This window comes from Eubacterium sp. BL-380-WT-2B (genome assembly GCF_009696115.1).
GTDB lineage: Bacteria > Bacillota > Clostridia > Eubacteriales > Eubacteriaceae > Eubacterium > Eubacterium callanderi.
This window is the reverse complement of record NZ_VUMP01000004.1, coordinates 424131-446420: the sequence shown is the minus strand read 5'-3', so window position 1 is coordinate 446420 and position 22290 is coordinate 424131. Positions and strand designations below refer to the sequence as shown.

General features: G+C 48.6%; 18 protein-coding genes. 4 read left to right on the top strand and 14 right to left on the bottom strand.

Going from position 1 to position 22290, the window contains the following annotated elements; translation table 11 throughout:
• Nucleotides 1-118 precede the first annotated feature (118 nt).
• Entirely contained in the window at nt 119-775 is a 657-nt protein-coding gene (locus FYJ53_RS10290; RefSeq protein ID WP_148427625.1) for a hemolysin III family protein, read from the bottom strand.
• Nucleotides 776-922: 147 nt separating this feature from the next.
• On the opposite strand from FYJ53_RS10290, the gene FYJ53_RS10285 reads away from it, so the two are divergent.
• On the top strand, nt 923-1495 hold the full coding sequence (locus FYJ53_RS10285) for a DUF1836 domain-containing protein (protein ID WP_090410799.1): 573 nt from the start codon (nt 923-925) through the stop codon (nt 1493-1495).
• On the opposite strand, the gene FYJ53_RS10280 is transcribed toward FYJ53_RS10285, so the two are convergent.
• The 3 genes from FYJ53_RS10280 to FYJ53_RS10270 all read right to left on the bottom strand — a co-directional run bounded on the left by FYJ53_RS10280 (nt 1496) and on the right by FYJ53_RS10270 (nt 4475).
• The gene (locus FYJ53_RS10280) at nt 1496-2629 is read right to left on the bottom strand and encodes a murein hydrolase activator EnvC (protein ID WP_013379076.1); all 1134 of its coding nucleotides are present in this window, start codon (nt 2627-2629) and stop codon (nt 1496-1498) included.
• A 49-nt stretch (nt 2630-2678) separates the two neighbouring features.
• Complete coding sequence (gene ftsX, locus FYJ53_RS10275; RefSeq protein WP_123876033.1) at nt 2679-3608, bottom strand: permease-like cell division protein FtsX; 930 nt, start codon at nt 3606-3608, stop codon at nt 2679-2681.
• Between the two features lie 186 nt (nt 3609-3794).
• Complete coding sequence (locus FYJ53_RS10270) at nt 3795-4475, bottom strand: DUF1638 domain-containing protein (protein ID WP_148427627.1); 681 nt, start codon at nt 4473-4475, stop codon at nt 3795-3797.
• A gap of 164 nt (nt 4476-4639) precedes the next feature.
• Between FYJ53_RS10270 and FYJ53_RS10265 the strand changes: the two genes are divergently transcribed.
• Both FYJ53_RS10265 and FYJ53_RS10260 read left to right on the top strand, forming a co-directional pair.
• Nucleotides 4640-5203, top strand: coding sequence for a 5-formyltetrahydrofolate cyclo-ligase (locus tag FYJ53_RS10265; RefSeq protein WP_148427629.1), 564 nt, complete (start codon nt 4640-4642; stop codon nt 5201-5203).
• Between the two features lie 21 nt (nt 5204-5224).
• Nucleotides 5225-6541 carry a folylpolyglutamate synthase/dihydrofolate synthase family protein gene (locus FYJ53_RS10260; protein WP_148427631.1) on the top strand — a complete coding sequence of 439 codons (1317 nt, stop codon included), beginning with the start codon at nt 5225-5227 and terminating at the stop codon, nt 6539-6541.
• A 46-nt stretch (nt 6542-6587) separates the two neighbouring features.
• Here the strand turns inward: FYJ53_RS10260 and FYJ53_RS10255 are convergent, their stop codons facing one another.
• The 9 genes from FYJ53_RS10255 to cdaA all read right to left on the bottom strand — a co-directional run bounded on the left by FYJ53_RS10255 (nt 6588) and on the right by cdaA (nt 17809).
• Nucleotides 6588-8276 carry a hypothetical protein gene (locus tag FYJ53_RS10255; RefSeq protein WP_148427633.1) on the bottom strand — a complete coding sequence of 563 codons (1689 nt, stop codon included), beginning with the start codon at nt 8274-8276 and terminating at the stop codon, nt 6588-6590.
• The gene (locus FYJ53_RS10250; RefSeq protein ID WP_090410795.1) at nt 8273-8998 is read right to left on the bottom strand and encodes an ABC transporter ATP-binding protein; all 726 of its coding nucleotides are present in this window, start codon (nt 8996-8998) and stop codon (nt 8273-8275) included. The genes FYJ53_RS10255 and FYJ53_RS10250 overlap by 4 nt, the downstream gene beginning before the upstream one ends.
• 133 nt (nt 8999-9131) lie before the next feature.
• A complete protein-coding gene (locus tag FYJ53_RS10245; protein ID WP_013379069.1) occupies nt 9132-10505 on the bottom strand; it encodes a uracil-xanthine permease family protein in 1374 nt (457 codons plus the stop codon).
• Nucleotides 10506-10648: 143 nt separating this feature from the next.
• Complete coding sequence (locus FYJ53_RS10240) at nt 10649-11854, bottom strand: dicarboxylate/amino acid:cation symporter (protein ID WP_148427635.1); 1206 nt, start codon at nt 11852-11854, stop codon at nt 10649-10651.
• 30 nt (nt 11855-11884) lie between these two features.
• The gene (locus tag FYJ53_RS10235) at nt 11885-13126 is read right to left on the bottom strand and encodes a DUF1015 domain-containing protein (RefSeq protein WP_013379067.1); all 1242 of its coding nucleotides are present in this window, start codon (nt 13124-13126) and stop codon (nt 11885-11887) included.
• A gap of 18 nt (nt 13127-13144) precedes the next feature.
• A complete protein-coding gene (locus FYJ53_RS10230) occupies nt 13145-14314 on the bottom strand; it encodes a phosphoglycerate dehydrogenase (protein WP_013379066.1) in 1170 nt (389 codons plus the stop codon).
• A 136-nt stretch (nt 14315-14450) separates the two neighbouring features.
• On the bottom strand, nt 14451-15539 hold the full coding sequence (gene serC / locus FYJ53_RS10225) for a 3-phosphoserine/phosphohydroxythreonine transaminase (RefSeq protein ID WP_148427637.1): 1089 nt from the start codon (nt 15537-15539) through the stop codon (nt 14451-14453).
• 205 nt (nt 15540-15744) lie between these two features.
• Nucleotides 15745-16968 (bottom strand): YbbR-like domain-containing protein, encoded by a 1224-nt coding sequence (locus FYJ53_RS10220; RefSeq protein WP_243143968.1) that lies wholly within the window; start codon nt 16966-16968, stop codon nt 15745-15747.
• A complete protein-coding gene (gene cdaA / locus FYJ53_RS10215; protein ID WP_013379062.1) occupies nt 16928-17809 on the bottom strand; it encodes a diadenylate cyclase CdaA in 882 nt (293 codons plus the stop codon). The genes FYJ53_RS10220 and cdaA overlap by 41 nt, the downstream gene beginning before the upstream one ends.
• Before the next feature lie 441 nt (nt 17810-18250).
• Here cdaA and FYJ53_RS10210 point away from each other — a divergent pair, with 441 nt between their 5' ends.
• Complete coding sequence (locus tag FYJ53_RS10210; protein WP_013379060.1) at nt 18251-18679, top strand: CBS domain-containing protein; 429 nt, start codon at nt 18251-18253, stop codon at nt 18677-18679.
• A 47-nt stretch (nt 18680-18726) separates the two neighbouring features.
• On the opposite strand, the gene FYJ53_RS10205 is transcribed toward FYJ53_RS10210, so the two are convergent.
• A complete protein-coding gene (locus FYJ53_RS10205) occupies nt 18727-22155 on the bottom strand; it encodes a pyruvate carboxylase (RefSeq protein ID WP_148427639.1) in 3429 nt (1142 codons plus the stop codon).
• Nucleotides 22156-22290 lie beyond the last annotated feature (135 nt).

Sequence of the window (22290 nt, the reverse complement as noted above, 5' to 3'; positions counted from 1 at the left end):
ATATTTATATAAAATATTCTTTACCGCTAAAGAATTCCTTTATCTCTGCGAAGTTAGTGGTTATGCGTTGTTATGGAAATTTCTGGCGTCCAAAATTCTATATGAACAATGCCACAATTCAGGACGGCATCAAAATATAGCGGAAAACAGCGTAATAGTGGCACAGGCTCCCAAGCATGACAAAGACATGGAACACCTCATGAAAACCGAACTCTGGCCATATATTGGGCTTTTTAAGGCCATACATAACCCCACCCACCGTATACATAATGCCGCCGAGCAGTAAAAACACAAAGCCGCCGGTGGGCAGCGCGTCGTAGAGGGGCTTGAGGGCAAAAAGGGCAAACCAGCCCATGAAAATATAGAGGCCTGTGTTCAGCCACCGGGGCATATTAATCCAGAAAACCATCATCAGCACGCCAATCACCGCAACCGCCCAGATTGCACTCATCAGCGCCACCCGGGTCACACCTGTCAGGCACAGGAGGCAGAAGGGTGTATAAGAGCCGGCGATCAGCAGGAAAATCATGGAATGGTCGGTTTTTTTCATGCGCATGATTTTTTCAGGTGAACCGTGGACGGCATGGTAGGTGAAGCTGGTCGTATACAGGGCGATCAGGCCAAGTCCAAAGACCAGCACCGAGGTCAGTGTCAGAGCATTGACTTCTTTTTCCACAGTGATAAGGACCAGCATGGCGATGGTGCCGATTACGGATAAGACGGCTCCGATCAAGTGGGTCAGCGCACTCATCGGGTCTCTGAATTTTTCAATCATTTTGTGTCACTCCTTATGTAGTTTTTAAAACTATGTATTGCGTTCTTTAAAATATATCACAATCTGTATACAATGTCAAATGCGTTTTTGATATTGTCTTTTTTGTGGCGTTAGCGTAAAATAAATAGAAATAACAAGGAGGTCTCCATGACAGAAGAACAAATTTTAGACTTGATTGACAGCCTGCAGCTTGACAGCCACATCACCATACAGGACATCCCGGATCTGGACCTTTACATGGACCAGCTCATCACACTTTTTGAAAAGCATCTGGCGCCCACAAAGCGCAGGCCTGAGGACAAGCTGCTGACTAAGACCATGATTAACAACTATACTAAAAACAAGCTTTTAATCCCGGCCCAGAAGAAAAAGTACACAGTGGACCATGTGCTCCTCATGCTTCTGATCTACCAGCTGAAGCAGGTAACCTCCATGGAGGATATCAAAACACTTTTTGGCTTTCTCAGGGATGGAGAGTCGGTGGATCACGAAAAGCTTCAGTTTGTATACCAAAAATTCCTAGACAGCCAGGCCGGACAGCTCGGCGCACTGAAGGACGACGCGCGCCGCGTCGTCAAAAATGCCAAAGAAAAAACCGCCGAGTCCAATATGGAATCGACGGATTCAATGCTGATGTGTCTGCTGCTGTTTCAGCAGAGCCTTAATTACAAACGCCTCGCTGAAAAGCTTCTGGATGAAATGGCCCCGGATGCGGAATAACTATTCTACGTAGTTCCAGTTTTGTCCCGGATAATAAGCCAATGGATCGACAAAATTATCATTAACCATCCAGCCAAAGTGAAGATGGGGGCCGGTGGAATTACCAGTGCTGCCCACATAGCCGATGATGTCGCCTTTGGAGACAGTCGCACCCACTGAGGTAGCGATTGAAGACATATGGCCGTACAGCGTGGCCAGCTTATTACCACTGCCATCTGTCCCCATGTTGATGACCACGCAGTTGCCATAACCGCCGTTATCCCCGGCGATGGAAACCGTACCGTCGCCAGCTGCCAGAATAGGGGTGCCGTAGCTCACAGCTACGTCAACGCCCTGATGGTTGGACCATTCGCCCGTAATCGGGTGGATACGTCCGGCAAAGGGACTGCTGATATTAAAGGCCTGAGAGTTATCCGGTGAGATGGGCCAGTAATACTCACCTGTCTGGATAAAATCACTCGCCTTTTCTCCGCCCATCTGCTTGGCAATGCTGTCCGCCGCTGCCTGTTCAGCCGCGATACCGGCCTTGTATTCCTCAATCAGTGCCTGGTTTTTTGCCAGCAGCTGATTCTGCTGTTCTTTCGCTTCATTTTGAACCGCTTTAGCCTGTTCTGCCGCTGCTTTATCCGCTTCCAGTCCAGCATTTTTTTCTTCCAGCTCTTTTTTCGTGTTTTCAAGGGCGGTTACCGCGTCCTTATCGGCCTGCATGACATTTTTCATCATATCGGCCCGGGCAATAAAATCCGTGAAATTATTAGAGGAGAACAGCACCTGGAGGTAACCGTCATTCCCGTACATGTACATGACACGGAGACGCTCTTCCAGTTCCTTTTCCTGTTTGTCCTGCTGTTCCTGCAGCACGGCGATCTGCGCCTTACGGTCTGCCATACGGGCATCCAGATCCGCGATCTGGCTGTTGATGGCGTCGATGGCCGCATTTGACTCGTTGACCTGTTTTTCAATTTCAGCCATACTGGTTTTAGTCGCCTCCATCTGAGACGACATATCTTTAATTCTCTGCGCACTCTCTTTCAGCTTTGCCATCAAATCGTCATTCCCCTCCGCAAAAACAGGGGTGCAGATCATCAGAAAACATAATAATCCTGCCAGAAAACCACACATTTTTTTCTTCATAGACCTTACTTATCTCTCCTTCTTTGTACTAACAATTACACATTTATCTCTAAGCATTTAAAAATTTCCTGATTGAGAACAAACTGCCAAAGGCGCCGATAATAATACCGTACACCAGACAGAACACAAAAATCGGCCCCATAATCAGCGCCGGAGATACCAGGTCGCTGTTCATAGGCATATTGACCGCGTTGGTGACATAGGCAATGGCATAGTAGTAACCTGTGCGTATAATCAGCATAGCCACCAGCGCCCCGAGACATCCGAGAAAGGTCCCTTCCAGTATAAAGGGCAGCCGGATATACCAGTCCGTTGCGCCAACATACTTCATGACCCCTATTTCCCTTCTTCTAGCAAAGCAGGTCAGCTTGATGGTGTTATAAATAATGAAGACCGAAATGACGGAAAGCACTGCCAGTATGACAATACACAGCGTATTGCTGAACTTACTGAAGCTTACCAGCGCATTGACGTATTCCTCACCATATTTGACATAATCGACCCCCTGGGACGCCAGCCCTTCGGCAAAGCTTTTGACGCTCCCCAGGTCCTCCGGATTCTGCACCTGGACAATAAACGATGCGGCCATCGGGTTATTGCTGCTGTCGTATCCTTTTAAAAGGCCTGAATAATCATCAAGGCTTGAAGAGAATTTTTCCAGGGCTTCGTCCTTGCTCTCAAAGGAGATGCCTGTCACCTGGCTGTTACCGCGAAGCGCTGTCTCAACCGAGGTTTTCTGATCCTCTGTGTATTCTGTTTTCATAAAAACACGCAGCTCCATGGCTGATTCCACATTTTCTGTAATGTGCTGGAGATTCACGGTGAAGATCACAAAAATCCCCAGAATGATCAGAGCCGCGACAACAGAAAGAATGGAGGCAATACTCATCAGATTATTCCGCTCAATGCTTTGAGCCGTATCCCTGAAAATACTTTTCAGCATCGAAAAAAAATGATGCTCCTTTTTTCTTTTTCCCATTAACATTCTCCCTCTCATCTGCACCCGCCTGGATGCAAATTATTACACAGCCCTCATAAAAATTTACAAATTATTTATTTCTGCTGTCTTATTATAGGTCATTTTACTTATAAAAAACTTTAAAAAACGTCGAAATCTGAAAGCATTGTAACAGATATATTTAAATTGTAACAAAAAAAACAAGTTTTAGCAAGGTAAACGTAAGCTCGCGCCGTCAAAATCATGATAGGTAGTCTCACGCCCCGGTGGGATCACACAGAAGTGTTCCTCATCCCAGTTACCCGTCAGCAGTTTTTCGATGGGGCTGATGTCCCCCTGCTTAACAACCGGTTCCAGCTTAATGGTCTCAGCGATCTTATCCACCCTTGGCTTCGCCTGGTTAAGATCATAGGCGCCGGTGTCAATGAGCATCAGATATTTGTAGTGCCGGTAGATCATGTCCATGATTTTCCGGGCCCGCTTTTCGCCAAAGCGTTTGTAATTGTAGTCGATCTCCCACTCCAGGCTCTGCTTGCCGTCCAGCCAGCCCCTTGTCAGAAAATAGGTGGTGGTCCGCACCCGCTCCAGATTTTCAAGGTTCGACAAAAACATGTCAATACAGTCCCCATATTTGGGAATGATCATGGTTGCGCTGCTGCTTTTTAACCCCACCAGGCCATTGCCGCAGTTGCCGTAAGCAAACAACAGCTCCTCGGCCTCCGGCTCTGCCTTGTCAATCTCTGCCTGAAGAGCGTCCCTCAGGTTTTCAGGGTAAGCGTGCAGTGTGTTATCCATCCAGACGGTTTCAATGTCGACGCCGCATTTTTCCTTAATGAGCTCGACTTCATCCTTAATCGTCTCACAGGCCAATAATTTTCTTCTTTTCATTTTGCAATCCCCTCATTACTTTTTCAAGTCCCGTTTTTCATTTTCCTCATTCATAGATAAGTATAGCGCATTTAACCCCGCGATGCAAAAATTTTTCTCTATCAACCGTGTAAAAGAGATGATATAATGGGAGAAAATGCAGGTATAATCACAAAGGAGAAATTATGGATAAAAAAGCTTTTCGTCAGGAAACCTTAAAGAAACGTTCTGACATTTACTCAAAGGAAATCGACGCACAGATCATTGACAATTTCATTCACTCCGACGCATACAAAGACGCGGACTGGATGATGCTCTACGTGAGCTTCGACACCGAAATCCACACCCACGCCCTGATTGAGAGGGCACTGGCCGAGGGCAAGCATGTGGTCGTGCCGATCTGCAACACCGCGGACCATACCATCATCCTGTCTGAGATTCTAAACTTCCCGGGTGATCTGGAGGAAGGGCATTATGGCATCCTGGAGGTTAAGGACGACTGCCGCCGCGTGGTCGCGCCCGAAAAGCTGGATCTGGTGCTGGTACCCGGTATGGCTTTTACCGAAGCGGGCAACCGCATGGGCTTTGGCGGAGGCTATTACGACCGTTTTCTTGAAACCATCCGGCCCGACTGCAAAACCGTCGCGCTGATCCGTGAAGATTTTATTTATGATGAAATCCCCATGGAACCCCATGACAAGAGTGTGGACATCATCATTACCGAAGACCGGGTCAAGGCCTGCCGGTAACCAAGGAGAAAAAACAGAAAAATGAATGTACAGGAAACCATTGACTTTATCGAATCCAACGGGAAGTTTGGTATCCGGCTGGGCCTTGAAAGCATCGGCCTGCTGCTCAGTGAACTGGGCAACCCGCAGGACAAGCTGAAATGTATCCACGTGGCTGGTACCAACGGCAAAGGCTCGGTGAGCACCATGCTCTCCACCATTCTCAAAACCGCCGGGTACACCACAGGTCTCTACACCTCCCCGGCCCTCGAAACCTTTAACGAGCGGGTTCAGCTGAACAATGTCCCCATTCCGGATGACGACCTGATGCAGGTAACCAAAAAAGTTCAGGCCGCCTGCGACACGCTGGTGGCAAAGGGTGAGCCGCACCCCACTGGCTTCGAGATCGAAACCGCCCTGGCCTTTGAATATTTTTATGAAAAAGGAGCCGATCTCTGCGTGGTTGAGGTTGGCATGGGTGGCCGGCTGGACGCCACCAACATCATTCCCTCTCCCGAGGCCGTTGTCATTATGAGCATCAGCCTGGACCACACCGATTACCTTGGCGACACCATCGGAAAAATTGCCGGTGAGAAAGCCGCGATTATTAAGGAAGGGACGAGCGTCGTCATCTACCCTCAGGAAAAGGAAGCTGAGGACGTCATCGTAAGCTATGCTCAATCCATGAAAGCGCCCTTCACAATCGTCAACCCTGACAATATCTGCCGGGTTTCCGAAAGCCTTGACGGGCAGGTCCTGAAATATAAAAAGCCCGGCGTTATTGCCGGACTGGATACGTTCAGGCTGAAGCTTCTGGGTGAGCACCAGATTTTAAACTGTCTGACCGTGCTCAACACCCTGGAAATCCTGTTGAAAAAGGGTTATGCCATTCCCACATCGGCCATTACCGCCGGTCTTTCAGACGTCACCTTTCACGGACGATTTGAGATCCTTCACCGCGACCCCATTATTCTGATTGACGGCGCCCACAACCCGAACGGCATCGAGTATTTTGTCAAAAACATCAAGACCTATTTCCCGGGAAATAAGATTAACCTTTATTTTGGCATGCTGGCCGACAAGGACATCGACCTGGCCCTTAAATACCTCATGCCTGTGACCGGCGACGTTCATGCCCTGACACCCGAAAACGACCGCGCCCTTCCAGCCGATAAGATGGCTGAGCTGATTCACCGTGAGTACGGCAAAAATGTCAATTTCTACGACACCATCGAAGCCGCAGTGGACAGCATCGACCTGAGCGCAGAAGACCGGATCAACGTGTTTGTCGGCTCCCTTTATATGATCGGAGTCGCCCGCACTGCCATTGTAAAAAGATTAAAAACCAAAGAAGCATAAGCAAAAAGCGCCTGACAGCCGTCAGGCGCTTTTTTAATGCCGGTTGTTATTCCACATCCATCATCTGCATCCGTTCTTCCAGATGCTTTTTAACCACCATCAGCAGCAAAACGCTGATGACAATGGAGACAACAGCGAAAAAGCTGTACCCGAAGACCGGCGCGATGAAAAATCCTGTGGCAGCGGAAATCCCCACTACCAGAAGCATGTAGATCCAGCCCACCATCATGGCAATCATGACATTCATGTTGTTCTTGACCGCTTTCTGCGGATTGTCCCAGTTGAGCAGCGGGCGCATCATATCCACAATCAGGCCAAAGGCCAGCAGCGGGAAGGAGCCGATGGTACCAAGCACCAGCGAAACAACCACTGTCCCAAGGGTCAGCGGCGTAATGAACGCCAGCAGAATGAGCGTAAAAACAATGCCCAGCAACTGAATACACAAAGCGCTCAGGCCACGCCCGATCATCTGGTCCAGCGGACGTACTGGCACGATGCAGGTCAGCCAGATGTTTTTGCCTTCCCGGGAGAAGGTGGTAGCTGTGGTACAGGCTGTACTTCCGAAAAACATGAATACAACGATCAGAATCAGGTTCATGGCATCGGGTGCCGCCTTATAAAAATCTGACACAAGGGTCATAATGTCCATTCCGCCGGATTTTCCGAAGAATATAGACATCAAAAATACTAAGGGCACTACCACCACAATCGATACATTGTTAAAAAAGTAAATCGGCGTCCTCAGCAGGAGGCGCATATCCATTTTAAACACTGCCAGCGCCGGAGCGGACCGGTGCGACAGGGCCTTTTGCAGCTTCGTAACGGACAGGGCCTTTTTACCCCTGCCGCTTTCCTTGCCAGAGATCAGCCCTTTTACATAGACCCTTTCTCCCACAAAAACCATCAGGACAAAGGCCGCCGCGGTGAGAATAAACAGCCCCAGCAGGCTGAGCATCCCTGTCAAAGTAATGCTGTTGAGACTCTGGGCCACCAGCAGGCTGACCGGATACATCCGGGTAATCATCTTAAACAGATAGCCGTTGTCGGCAAGCATGCTGTTGACCATTGTCATGGGGTCATCGCTGCCGCCGGCCATGCTCGACAGGTACATCTGCAGGCCCAGGAAAAACGCCAGCACCGCAAACAGGGCGACAATCTGGAAAACATCCTTCTTTCCCTTAAAGCTGTTGCTGCGCATCAGCAGCATAATCAGCAGCGTTTCAAGCGCCAGAGGCAGCACTGGCAATATGACAATGACGATCAGCGCCATCATGTAATAGAGGATTCCCATTCCCTGCCCCATGCCGTAAATAACAGCCGGAGGCAGCATAAGCGCCGCGGACAGCAGTACCTCCATAAAAATAATGCTGCCAAATTTACCGATGATAATATTCCTCGGCTTAATGGGCAGAGGCAAAAGCATTTCGACGCTGCCCGAAAAGTAAAACTCTGCCATAATATAGGCGAGGCCAAAGAAAATGATCACCACTGAAATCACAGTATAGGCCATAGGCAGAAGCACAGACACCTGACCGATGGCTGCCATGCCTGCGTACATCATAGCCATATATGCCACGTACAGGCCATAGAGCGGCAGCATCGCCACCAGCACCAGGACAGGCAGCCCAACCTGCTTTAAAAAGGCCTTTTTATTGTTTTTACGGTTATACTGGATCAGAGACAATCCCAGGTTGGTATTGATAAAAAGCTTGGTCAAGCTGATAATTTCTTTCATTTTTCCGTCAACTCCAGGAAGATATTTTCTAAGGATTCCTTACTGCCCACCTTTGCCCGGATTTCATCCATGGTGCCGATCTCGATAATCTGTCCTTTGTTGATAATGGCGATCCGGTCGCAGAGCTTTTCGGCGACATCCAGCACATGGGTGGAAAAAAACACTGATTTTCCACGGTCGCACATTTCCCGCATAATTTTCTTCAGCTCAAAGGAGGCTTTAGGGTCCAGGCCCACCATGGGCTCATCGAGCACAAAAAGATTCGGGTCGTGGATTAAAGCGCCGATCAGGGCAATTTTCTGCTTCATCCCATGAGAATAAGAGCTGATGGGATCCCCCACTGCCTTGTCAAGCTCAAAGATTTTCAGATACTTTTCCGCACGCGCTGCCCGGTCCGCCTCCGGCACCTCATAAACGTCGGCCATAAAGTTCAGGTACTCGATCCCCTTGATCTTTTCAAAAAGCTCAGGATTATCCGGCACATAGCTGAACTGCTGCTTGGCGCCCATGATATCCTGGCTGTTGTCCACACCGCCAATAAATATCTGCCCGCTGTCTGGCTTAAGCAGAGTAACAATCATTTTAATGGTCGTGGTCTTGCCCGCGCCGTTTGGTCCCACAAATCCGAAAATCTCACCTGGCCGCACCTCAAAGTGAATATCGTCAACGGCCTTTACTTTTTTGTCGCCGTAGGTTTTTGAAACATTTTTTATCTTTAACATTCAGGTCACTCCCTTTGATTTGTTACCCCTATTATAACCGCTACCCTTTTGGTTAGCTTTTATAAAGTTTAAAGAAATGATAAAGATTAAAAAAACCTCTGCCTGATCTCAGACAGAGGGGTTCTCAGTTTTTCTATTCCGCAACCGCTTCAGGATTTTCTTCGCTTTTTTCCGCTGCTGGCGCTTTGACCTCCATATCCTTTGGCAGCACCAGATTCAGGATAATGGCTACCACAAAGACAATGGCCACACAATTATTCGCAAAAACCTGCTGAACCATCTGAGGGAAGATCGTGAAAATCTCTGGGACCTCGGTAAAACCGATCCCCACGCTCAGTGAAAGGGCCACAATGATGGTGTTGCGCTGGTTGAAGCCACAGCGGGTGATCATCTGGATACCGCTGACAACAATGGTGCCAAACATCATGATGGTGCAGCCTCCCAGCACCGCTTCAGGCAGCGTTGCGAAAAGCTTTCCGACCACTGGCACAAGCCCAGCCAGAATCATGACACAGGCGCCGGTCATAATGGTAAAACGGTTGACCACCCTTGTCATGGCAATAAGGCCGACATTCTGGCTGAAAGAAGTAATGGGCATACAGCCAAACAGAGAGGAGATAGAACTCATATAACCATCGCAGGCCAGCGAGCCTGAGATTTCCCGGTCCGTCACATCTCTGCCCAGGCCTGTCACAGTCATGGCAGAAGTATCCCCAATGGTCTCAGTGGCTGAGACCAGAAAGATCAGGGTCACAGCGATGATGGCGCCCAGATTAAACTCTGGAACAAAGGGCATGAACTGCGGCAGGGCGATCACCCCCACACTGTTCATATCTGAAAAATCCACAGCTCCCATAAAAATCGCGAGAATATACCCGACCACCAGACCAAACAACACAGAGAGCTGCTTCCAGTAGGATTTCGCAAAAATATTGAACAGCAGGCAACACACCAGTGTCACGCTTCCCAGAATCAGATTCTGGGCTGAGCCAAAGGTTTCACTGCCGCTGCCGCCCCCAAAGGAGGTTGCGCCCACAATCAACAGTGAAAATCCGATAGAGGTGACCACACAGGCCGCCACAATGGGCGAGATAATCCTCCGCCAGTATTTGGCGAAAAGTCCCAGCGTCCCCTCGATGAGCCCGCCGACAAGCACCGCGCCCATGGCGGCCGCGTAACCGTAGGTGGCAGAGACATAGCTCAAAATCGTGACAAAGGTAAAGCTGATCCCCATGACAATGGGCAGGCGGGCTCCCAGCTTCCACAGGGGATAAAGCTGTACCAGCGTCCCAATCCCGGCGATAAACATGGCGTTCTGCACCAGCATGGCCTTCTGATCCTCACTGAGCCCAGCGACATTGGCCACGATAAGGATCGGGGCAATATTAGCCACAAACATGGCCAGCACATGCTGCACACCAAAAGGAATGGCCTTTGAGACCGGTACACGGCCGTCAAGCTTGAAAATATTGCTGACGCTGGCCGTTATGTTTTCTTTTTCCTTCATTTCATTTCTCCTTGTAATTTCTCGGTAACTTAGTAAGTATATCCGATATGGCTGTCTGTTTCAAGAAAATATTAACGCGGCTTTTCCAAATATTTAAAAAACCCCGCGGGATCGCAAACAGCGAACCCACGGGGTTTTGCTTATCAGGCTTCTGTCTGCCTTTCACTTTGCTTCTGGTCCACGGCGTCCACCACAAAGGCAATGGCCTGGTCACCCATAATATTCGTTGCCGTCCCAAAGCTGTCCTGGGAAAAGTGCAGCGAAATAATGAGAGACTGCATGCTTTCAGTAAAGCCAAGCATGGAGCCGATAATACCAAGAGCTGCCATAACACCGCCGCCCGGAACTCCCGGGGCTGCGACCATCGTGACGCCCAGCATCAGGATAAACGGCAGGTAAAGGCCGAAATCCGGCGACATCCCGCTTGCCAGCATAATGCCCATGGTTCCAAGCACCAGACAGACCGTATCGCCGGCCAGATGAATGGTCGCACACAGAGGGATGCAGAAATCTGCCACGTCCTTCGTGATCTTATTCTTATAGGCACATTCCAGATTAACCGGAATGGTTGCCGCTGACGACTGAGTCCCCAGCGCGGTAAAATAAGCCGGAATAATATTTTTGATCTTCTTGAACTGATTTTCTCTTGTTAAAAGCGATGCGACGCCAAACTGAACAAGGAGATAAACCCACTGAAAAACAAGGATCATGACAAAGAGCATGATGAACATCTTAATGGTTGAAAAAAGCTCTCCCGACGCGGCAATACCGGCAAACTGCGTAGCGATATAAACCGGGATCAGCGGGATAATGATCTTTTTCAGCGTGAGTGTAATAATCTGCTGTAGATCCTTCAGACAGCCCAGCAGACGCTCTCCCTTAATATTTGCAAGGCCGATCCCCAGCACAAAGGCCAGGATCAAAGCCGTCATAACGCCAAATACTGGATCGACGCTGATGGTAAACAGCGGTGAAAACTCTGTTCCACTGGTATTCATACTGCTGATGGGGCTGATCCACTGCGGGAGTACAGCGTATCCAAAAAAATACGCCAGAAGGCCCGCAAGCACCGTAGAGCAATAAGCCAAAAGCAGCGTAACAAGAAAAAGTTTATTGGCCTTCTGGCCAAGATCTGCCAAACCGACTGCCACAAAGGAGACGATTAAAAGCGGGATCAAAAATTGTAAAAAAGTGCTGAACAGCGAGGTGAACGTCGCTGAGATTTCGATGACCAGGCGAAAGGCCGGGGCATCGCTTACGTTAAAAAGATTGCCGAGGGACCCGACCAGTATCCCGATCAGAATCCCCAGCAAGAGCTTCGGCAATATGCCTAAATTGATTTTCCCCATAATGGCCTTGAACCTCCTCAAGCGCTTCGCTTAATCCAGGTTATGGATAAAAAGCCCGCTTCGGAGTTTGGGTTCAAACCAGGTGGATTTCGGCGGCATGAGCAGATCAGCGTCTGCGATGGCCATCAGCTCGGAAATCGCGGTGGGATACATTGAAAAAGCCACCTTCATGTCCTCGCCGACACGGCGTTCAAGCTCACCAAGGCCCCGGATACCGCCGACAAAGTCAATGCGCTTATCGGTGCGGATATCCTCAATGCCTAAAATAGGTATCAGAATATTATTCTGCAGGATCGCCACATCCAGGCTGCCCACCGGATCGTCGGCAGCATAGGTGCCTTCCTTGGCGGTCAGCAGATACCATTTGCCCTCCAGGAACATCCCAAAGGTGCCCTTTGCAGGCGGATGGACAGGCTCTGTACCTTTTTCTTCCACGTCAAACTGTTTTTCCAGCGCTTCGATGAACGCATCTGCAGTCAAGCCGTTCAGATCCTTTACCACACGGTTATAGTCCATGATGGCAAGCTGTTCATCCGGGAACAGTACAGACAGGAAGTAATTGAATTCTTCATCTCCGGTATAATCCGGGCGCTCCTCGCGGCGCATGAGACCTACCTTAACGGCAGACGCGCAGCGGTGATGTCCGTCGGCAATATAGAAATTACCGACTTTTTTGAAATCCTCGACCAGACGGCCGATGGTTTCTTCATTGTCGATGACCCAGACACGGTGGATAACACCATCGTCGGCTGTAAAGTCAACTACCGGTTTGTTTTTCATGGTTTCGGCAATAATGCCGTTGATATCCTCCTGTCCGCGGTAGGTCAGGAAGATAGGGCCCGTGTTGGCGTTGCAGGCATCCACATGCTTAATACGGTCCTGCTCTTTATCCTCACGGGTAAGCTCGTGTTTTTTAATGGTGTTGTCCAGATATTCGTCAATGGCCGTACAGGCAACCAGGCCTACCTGGCTTCTGCCGTCCATAACAAGCTCATAAAGATAAAGACTCGGCGTTTCATCCTGAGCGATGACCCTGCGGTCATACAGTTTCTGAAGGTTCTTGGCTGCCTGCTCATACACAAAGGGATCGTACATATTCATGCGGTGATCCAGGGTGCTTTCCGGACGGTCAACTCTCAGAAAAGAGTCATACTTGCCGTAAACGGCAGCAGCCGCTTCCTCACGATTATAGACATCGTAAGGAAGCGCTGCCACATCAGCGGCTTTTTCCGGAACAGGACGAACGGCTTTAAAGGGTCTGATTGTTGCCATATCGCGTTCTCCTTATCCTTATTTTAAAACACGGACGCGGGTGACGCCTTCAATGGTCTTTAACGCTTCTTTCACGTTATCGCCCACTTCGCTGTCGACGTCGATCATGGTATACGCCCATTCACCTCGGTTTTTGTTGGTCATGTCAGAGATATTGATGTTGTGTCCCGCGAGCACAGCAGTGATCTGACCGATCATGTTCGGAATGTTTCGGTGATTGACGGTGATGCGGTGTACGCTGTTGCATACACCCATGCTGCAGTTTGGATAGTTTACAGAGTTTACAATGTTACCATTTTCAAGGTATTCGCGCAGTTCTTCTACAGCCATAACCGCGCAGTTTTCTTCGCTCTCCGGTGTGGAGGCGCCGAGATGGGGAATGTTGATCACATTCGGCATCTTTAAGGTTTCTTCATTAGGGAAATCCAGAACATATGCGGCAACGGTTCCGTCTTCAAGAGCCGTCTTGATGGCTGCATCGTCGACTAGACCGCCGCGGGCAAAGTTCATGAGACGCAGGCCCTTTTTCGTTTCCTTTAAAATGTCTGCATCCACAAAGTTTTTGGTTTCTTCCATGAAGGGTATATGTAAGGAGATATAGTCGCAATTTTTAAAGATTGCTTCCTTGCTTGTGGACCGTTTTACTTTTCTGCTTAATCCCCAAGCATGTTCAATGGATAAATAGGGGTCGAAGCCGTAGACCTTCATACCAAAATCTACTGCCATGTTCGCTACCAGTACCCCGATAGCCCCAAGGCCGACAACGCCCATTTTTTTACCGTACAATTCCGGCCCGACAAAGGCCTTCTTTCCCTTTTCTACAGCTGCTCCAACATCGCCGGTTTCAGAAAGCAGTGTTTTCGTCCATTCGACGCCGTCCACTACCTTACGGGAGGACATCAGCATCCCCAGCGCCACGAGCTCTTTAACAGCGTTGGCGTTGGCTCCCGGAGAGTTACAGACCACAATCCCCAGTTCAGAGCATTTATCGATTGGAATATTGTTTACGCCCGCGCCTGCGCGGCCAATAAACTTAACGCTCTCGGGAATATCCATATCGTGCATTTTTGCACTTCTCACGAGAATGGCATCCGGTGCTTCTACAGCATCTGCAACAGTGTAGTTTTCATCTAATAACTTAAGACCTCTTTTAGAGATATTATTGAGGGTTTGTACTTCAAAATTCATTTGTAATTACCTTTCAATTCAGCTGCAGCAAATCCTGGCCTACTTCGACACTACCCAGGCTTTACTACACGCAGTATTTGGTGCGCCTGCAATACGGGCGCCGGTGCTTAACGTGCTGTCAATGAATGTTTTTTATTTATTTGTTTTCTGTTTCAAACTTCTTCATGAAGTCGATGAGTGCATCTACGCCTGCCATTGGCATTGCGTTGTAAATGCTGGCGCGCATACCGCCGACAGTGCGGTGGCCCTTCAGGTTTTCAAGGCCTGCTGCTTTGGCTTCCTTAACAAATTTCGCATCCAGCTCTTCGTTTCCGGTTACAAAAGGCACGTTCATTAAAGAGCGATCTTCTGGAACAACGGTTCCCTTGAACATGGCGCTGTTATCCAGGAAATCATACAATTTCGCAGATTTTTCTTTGTTAAAGGCTTCCATGGCTGCAACACCACCCTGTGCTTTTACCCAGTCGTAAACAAGTTTGCAGATATAAATGCCGTAGCACGGCGGGGTATTGTAGCAGGAGTCTGCATCCACATGTGTCTGATAATTCAGCATGGTCGGTGTCATGTCCATGGCATGTCCAACGAGGTCTTTACGGATAATGACCGCAACCACGCCGGCCGGTCCCATGTTTTTCTGAGCGCCAGCGAAGATCAGTCCGAACTTGGACACATCATATACTTCAGACAAAATATTGGAAGACATGTCTGCGATCAGCGGCACATCGCCTGTTTCCGGCAGATTGTCTGGTCTGAAGCGTGTTCCGTAAATGGTGTTATTGACACAGATATAGAAGTAATCCGCATCTTTTCTGAAGGTTGCAGCATCCAGCCTGGGGATGTAAGAAAATGTCTTATCCGCAGAGGATGCAACGGCCTGAGCGTCACCATAACGTCCGGCTTCCTGGAAAGCTTTTTTAGCCCAGTTACCAGTGATCACAAAGTCAGCCTTACCGGTGTTTGTCATCAGGTTTAACGGGATCATGGCGAACTGTGTAGAACCGCCGCCCTGTAAGAACAGGATGTCGTAATTGTCCGGCACGCCCATCAATTCCTTATACAACGCCTTAGCGTCAGCCAAAATTTCAGCAAATGCAGCAGAACGGTGGCTCATTTCCATGACAGACATTCCGGTTCCACCATAGTTGAGCATTTCTGCTGCGGCTTTTTCAAGCACTTCTACCGGCAAAGCAGATGGACCGGCAGAAAAATTGTAAACTCTTTCCACTATAAATTCCTCCTAAAAAATTGGTATGATTTCTGCATCATTTTAGGTGCATTGTATAATTATAAATTAACCGCTCTCCTTTTTCAAGATAAAGTAAGCAATATTCCTGTTAAATCAGCATTAAAACCTTTGCAGTTTTTTCCGGATTAATCCTCTGTTAAACACAAAAGCCCGGCGCAGTTCTGCGCTGGGCTTTTTACTTTCTTTATTCAATGGTCACCGTTGTCCTGGCGGGTGTGATACTCTTAATCTGGTCAGATGGAAGGGATATCTGGATCGCGACCTCCTGGTCACCCTTTCCGAGACCATTCAGGTCAACGAAAGCCTTGATGTTATCCGCTGTCAGCTTGTTAAGCTCGGTGGCTGTACCGCTCAGCTTCACAACTACCGAAGAATCCTTTACCTTGGCGGCGGTGAGCCCCTGACCCACATTTCGGGTCTCGATACTGCTGATCGTAAAGCTCTTTTCAATAATCGGTTCAATATTGACAGTGACAGTGGCTTTATTCCCATTATCCAGGAAAGAAGCCCCATCCGGCAGCTTCAGGGTAACCTCCTTTGTCACCGCTTTATTGGCCCCTGAAACATCCACCGGATCAATCTGAATGTTCTGAATAGTGTCCAGAACCTCCTGCTTGGCGCCGACCATTTTCTGGGTCGGGTCAACGGTCACGCTGGTCACCTTGTAGCCAGACTGGGGGTCACCCGTCGTTGCCGGCGGGGTGATGTTAACCGTTTTGGTCTTACCCACCTCAATATTAACGCGGACAACATCCGGCTCGCACTCAACGCCGCTGACAATATTTCCATCTTTATCGTAGGGTGTCACTTCCAGCATTCTGGAGGTATCCTCGGTCAGGCCATTTACATTGGCTGTGACAGCAATTTTATCAATGGCCGCAATGCGGTCTTCCGCGCCAGTTACCTGAACCTTTTCTGTGCTGGTGGCTGAGATCACAGCATTATCATTGCCAGGCTTACCCTGCGTAATGACCTCTACATTCTTTTCGGACTCGATAACATTGTCCACTACCAGATGCAGTGTGCTTGGATTAACCTCTTTCAGAATAACGGAGTTGGACAGCCCCTTGATGACAATCTCAGGGTTATACTCGCCCTTTTTATCGATATCTTTCATATCCACTTCTGCGGTGATCTCATTGGTATTGATCTCCTGGAGACTCCGGTCTGTCCCCTGCACACGCAGGTTAACATAATAATTACGGTTATCCTCAAGCACCAAATGCTTTTCCTGCAGGGTTTCCATATTTGTAAAGGTGACTGGAATGGCGTTGATATCCTGGGGGACAATATCATTGCTGTTCCCATTGATGAACAGCCAGAGGATAATGGCCAGGACCGCTGAACTCAGCAACCTTATGGTTTTTTCATTGATTGATATCTGTTTCTTTTTCCTCTTCGTTGCCATCTTTTTTTCCTCGGAATTTAAAGAATCCTTTTTCACTGTCATTTTCGTCATCCTTTGCCATAAAACGGTCTGTTAAGAGCTGCTCAACCATCGCCGGCGTCATGTTCCGGGTCAGTGTGCCCTTTTCCGTATATGAAATGGTACCCGTTTCCTCTGAAACGATGATGGTAATGGCGTCAGATTTTTCCGAGATTCCCAGGCCTGCCCGGTGTCTGGTTCCCAGCTCACTGCCCAGATAACGGTTGTCGGATAAAGGCAGCAGGCAGCCCGCCGCCCGGATCTGGTTTGTCCAGAGCTTCACCACCATTGCGCCGTCATGGAGCGGCCTGTTTGGTGTGAAAATATTTTCAATCAGCTCCTGACTGATGTCTGAGTCCAGCTCAATACCCGTATCCACAATGTTGTTTAGCCCAGTGTTCATCTCGCAGACAATCAGCGCGCCGATATGCTCCTTTGAAAGGTTCCCCACAGCCCGGCTGATCTCCCCGATATCGTTCAGCATCCTCGCCCTGTCACGGTTGCTTTTCCTGAAAACCTGTTTAAAGGCTCTGTTATTTCCCAGCTGCTCAAGGGCAGAGCGCAGTTCGGGCTGGAACACCACCACAAAAATGATGAACGCGAAGGTAAACATGCTGTTGATTAAGTAGTTCAACGTTGTAAAACCCAACCAGTTGCTGAGTGGCGATAGAATCAGTAAAATAATGATCCCTTTTGCCACCTGCTCTGCTTGGGTACCGCGTATCCACATCAAAACCTTGTATATTAAAAAAGTAATAATGATAACTTCGATGACGCTGCTGACTGTTATTCTTGATTGTATATATAAACGTAGTTCTTCCATACCGTTGTTATCCCCATATGTAGTATGCATTTATTATACACTATTTTTTCTTAAGTTATAACCAGATTTGAACAAGTTTTTTTCATTTTACAATTTTGATACACTTCTTTACAAAAATAACGTTTACAAATCCAGAAAAGGTGGTATAATAATATCATAATCAATTACTAAGAAGATTACTTTAAGTGTTTCTACAGCATTGTAGCAAACGTCAAATAAAAGAATTAGAAGCCACAATCTCGCAGCCGAGGTATACTGGTAAGTTCATCATATTTTATTTGAAAAAGAATCTATCCGAGTGAATTGATAAAATTTACAGGAAAGGGGTGAGACCACCAAAAATGCAAACTGAACCAAAGAATTAAAACCGGTTCCATCGTACAAAGGTACAGAAATATGGAGCCGGTTTTAATTTTTTGATTGATGCAAAGGAGCACTTCTATGAAAAATCATCTTTTTTACCTGATCCCCAAAAGTGACGTCATTTTCTTATATAACCATCAATCCTTCGAGGAGGCCTATGACCTGTTCCTGAAAAGCGGCTACACAGCCATGCCGGTTATTAATAAACGCGGGCAGTATGTTGGCACGATTTCAGAGGGCGACCTCCTGCGCACGCTGGCCCTGAGCATGGAGCATCCCGAGATCGCCTTAAAGGACTTTGCCGTCAAGGATATTGATTTTAAAACAAAGGCCGAGGCTGGCCGTGTCGACGATTCCTTCGAGACCATCCTGGAGATGGCCACCCACCAGAACTTCGTCCCACTGGTCGATGACCAGAATGTATTCATCGGCATCCTGCGCAGACAGGAGCTGATTAAAGAGCTGCTGAATTACCTCAAAGAAATCGACGCGCCCATCGAGGGGTAAGTAAAAACCCGCATTGTCATTTTTACGGCAACGCGGGTTTTTTATTCTTATTCCATTGTGAGAATCAGTTCGCCGGACTGGACGCTCTGTCCTTCGGACACATAAATTTCTTTAATTTTTCCTGCGGCGTGGGCCACAATTTCTGTTTCCATCTTCATGGCTTCAACGATGATCAGCGGCTGGTTTTCAGCCACTTCGTCACCCTCATTCACCAATACCTTCAAGACAGTACCGGGGATGCCAGACCCAATTTCTTTTGGATTGTTTTTGTCTGCCTTGAGCATGGTGCTTTTCTCTTTGGAGAACAGGCTTCGCTTATCTTCGATATAAATTTCACGGCGGAAACCATCGACCTCAAAGAGGACAGGACGGTAGCCTTCTTCGTTGGGCTGCCCCATCTTAACCATACGGATAATAAAGCGTTTCCCCTTATCCACCTCAACCTCAGCGGTTTCACCTTCCTTGAGTCCATAGAAGAAAGCGTGCGTATCCATACGCATGAAATCGCCGTAATCCTGATAAAATTTCACATAATTTTTAAAGACCTTGGGGTACAGCGCCGCACTCGTGACCTCGCGTTCTGCCAGCTCAATGCCAAACTCATCGCGGTATTCTGCACGGATCGCCTCAAAATCTTCCGGCGGGAGCAGGGTGCCCGGACGGACGGTGATGGGTTCAATGCCTTTCAAAACAATTTCCTGAAGCTTCGGATCAAAACCGCCCTCAGGCTGGCCAATCATCCCCCTGAAATAATCCACAACTGAATTTGGGTAAGCGAGATCCTTTCCCTTGTCGTAGATATTATCCTTGTCCAGACCATTTTGTACCATAAAGATCGCCATATCCCCAACCACCTTGGAGGATGGGGTAACCTTGACAATATCACCTAAAAGGACGTTGGCTTCCATATATTTCTGCTTAACTTCCTTGAACTTATGGCCGAGGCCAAAGCTTTCGACCTGGCTTTTCAGGTTAGAATACTGACCGCCTGGAATTTCCAGCTTGTAAATTTCCGCGCTTCCGGATTTCAAGCCAGATTCAAACTTGCCGTAAACCTGACGGGTTGTCTCCCAGTAATCGGAAATCAACTGGAGATCATCCTCGCTCATGCCCGTATCACGGGGCGTGTTGGCCAGAGCTGCAACCACAGAGTTTAAGGACGGCTGGCTCGTCAGGCCGCTCATGCTGCTGAAAGCCGCATCGGCAATATCCACACCTGCCATGGTGGCCATAAGAATGGCCGCGACGCCATTGCCCGCAGTATCGTGTGTGTGCAGGCGAACCGGAATCTTCACTTCTTCTTTCAGGGTCTTGATCAGCTTGAATGCCGCTGCCGGTTTTAACAGGGCAGACATATCTTTAATGGCCAGGATGTGTGCGCCGGCTGCCTCAATTTCGTGAGCCATCCGCACATAGTAGTCCAGATCGTATTTTGTTTTCTTAGGATCCAGAATATCGCCGGTGTAGCACATGGCGACTTCGCAGACCTTGCCGGTTTTCAGAACTTCCTCGATGGAAACCTTCATACCCTCCATCCAGTTAAGGGAGTCAAAAATACGGAAAACGTCAATCCCGCCCTCGGCGGATTCTTTAATAAACTTACGCAGTACATTATCCGGATAATTTTTATACCCAACCGCGTTGGCCCCGCGCAGCAGCATCTGGAACAAGATGTTCGGAATACGCTTGCGCAGCTCATCCAGTCTTCTCCAAGGAGATTCTTTCAGGAAATTATAAGCGACGTCAAAGGTCGCGCCCCCCCACATTTCCAGTGCAAAAATATCCTGTCCGAGGTAGGCGGTTTCCTTGGCGATCTTGATCATATCACGGCTGCGAACCCGGGTGGCAAACAGAGACTGGTGCGCGTCGCGCAGGGTAGTATCGCCCAGAAGCAGCTTATCCTGACCCTGAATCCATTTAACTAGGCCGTCCGGGCCCTGTTCATCCAAAATCTGCTTGGTACCGCGAAGCTCGACGCCTCTCGGAATTTCCGGAATTTCTGGTTCGTCAAAATCCGGTTTGCTGCCAAAGGTTTCGTTGACGGCCATTTCGCCAAAGTAACGGATCACGTCGTAGGCCTGGCTCTTTTCCGCCTGAATATTGAACAGTTCAGGATGATCGTCAATGAATTTGGTATCACAGTTGCCGCTCTTAAACATATCGTGTTCCAGCACGTTGATCAGAAAATCCTTGTTTGTCTGAACACCCTCAATCTGCATTTCCTTGAGGGCACGCAGCGCCTTGCGGCGGGTATCCTCAAAGGTTCTGGAATAAGAGGTGGATTTCATTAAAAGACTGTCGTAGTAAGGGGTGATCTCGCCGCCAGTAAAGCCGTTGCCGGTATCGAGACGGATACCCGCGCCGCTGGCGGTACGGTAAACGTCCAGACGGCCCGTATCCGGCATAAAATGGTTTTTAGGGTCCTCGGTGGTGACACGGCACTGGATCGCGTAGCCGCGGCTCCTGACGCCTTCCTGGCTCTTGATGTTGATCTCATCCGAATCCAACGGATAGCCCTCAGCGATCATGATCTGGGACTGAACCAGGTCGATACCTGTGACCAGCTCGGTAACCGTGTGCTCTACCTGGATCCTCGGGTTCATTTCAATAAAGTAATGGTCGCCTTTTTTATCCACCAAAAACTCAATGGTACCGGCGTTGCGGTAATTGACCGCCTTTGCCAGCTTCAAAGCATCGGCGCAGATAGCCTGACGCTGTTCCTCGCTGATGCTGAGTGACGGCGTGAACTCGATAATTTTCTGATGGCGTCTCTGGATTGAGCAGTCACGTTCAAAAAGATGGACGACATTGCCGTAAGCGTCGCCCAGAATCTGGACTTCAATATGCTTTGGCTCTTCCAAATATTTTTCAACAAAGATGGTGCCGTCGCCAAAGGCCTTGGTAGCCTCACTCATGGCCGAGTGGTATTCCTTTAACAGGTCCTTTTCGTCGCGGACAATACGCATACCGCGACCCCCGCCTCCGGCTGCGGCCTTAAGCATAATCGGATAACCTGCCACCTTTGCAAATTCCGCCGCCTCTCTGTCTGAGGTAATGGGCTTTTCGACACCCGGAATGGTGGGCACATTAACGGATTTAGCCACAATTTTGGACTGGATTTTATCACCCATCTGTTCCATCATGGTGTGGGTCGGCCCGATAAAAGCAATTCCTTCTTCTTCACAGCGTCTGGCAAACTCTGGATTTTCGGACAGGAAACCATAGCCGGGATGGATGGCATCCACTTCCTTTTTCTTGGCCAGGGAGATAATCTTGTCCATATTCAGGTAGGCTTCGACCGGACCGGTAGTACCGGTAATCAGGTAAGCCTCATCCGCCTTGGAACGGAACAGAGACATCTTGTCCTCCTGGGCATAGATGGCAACTGTCTGAATACCAAGCTCCTGGCAGGCACGAATAATACGAATGGCGATTTCGCCGCGGTTAGCAATCAATACCTTGTTAAATTTTTTCATTTGCAACTCTCACTTCACTATAAAATTACAGCCTGCCGCGCTTGGTTAAGCGTGACAGACCAGTGCATAAATATTTATTGTTACTCTATTATATATAAACCTTCAGCCAATGAAAAGAAAAATTTTTGTTATTTA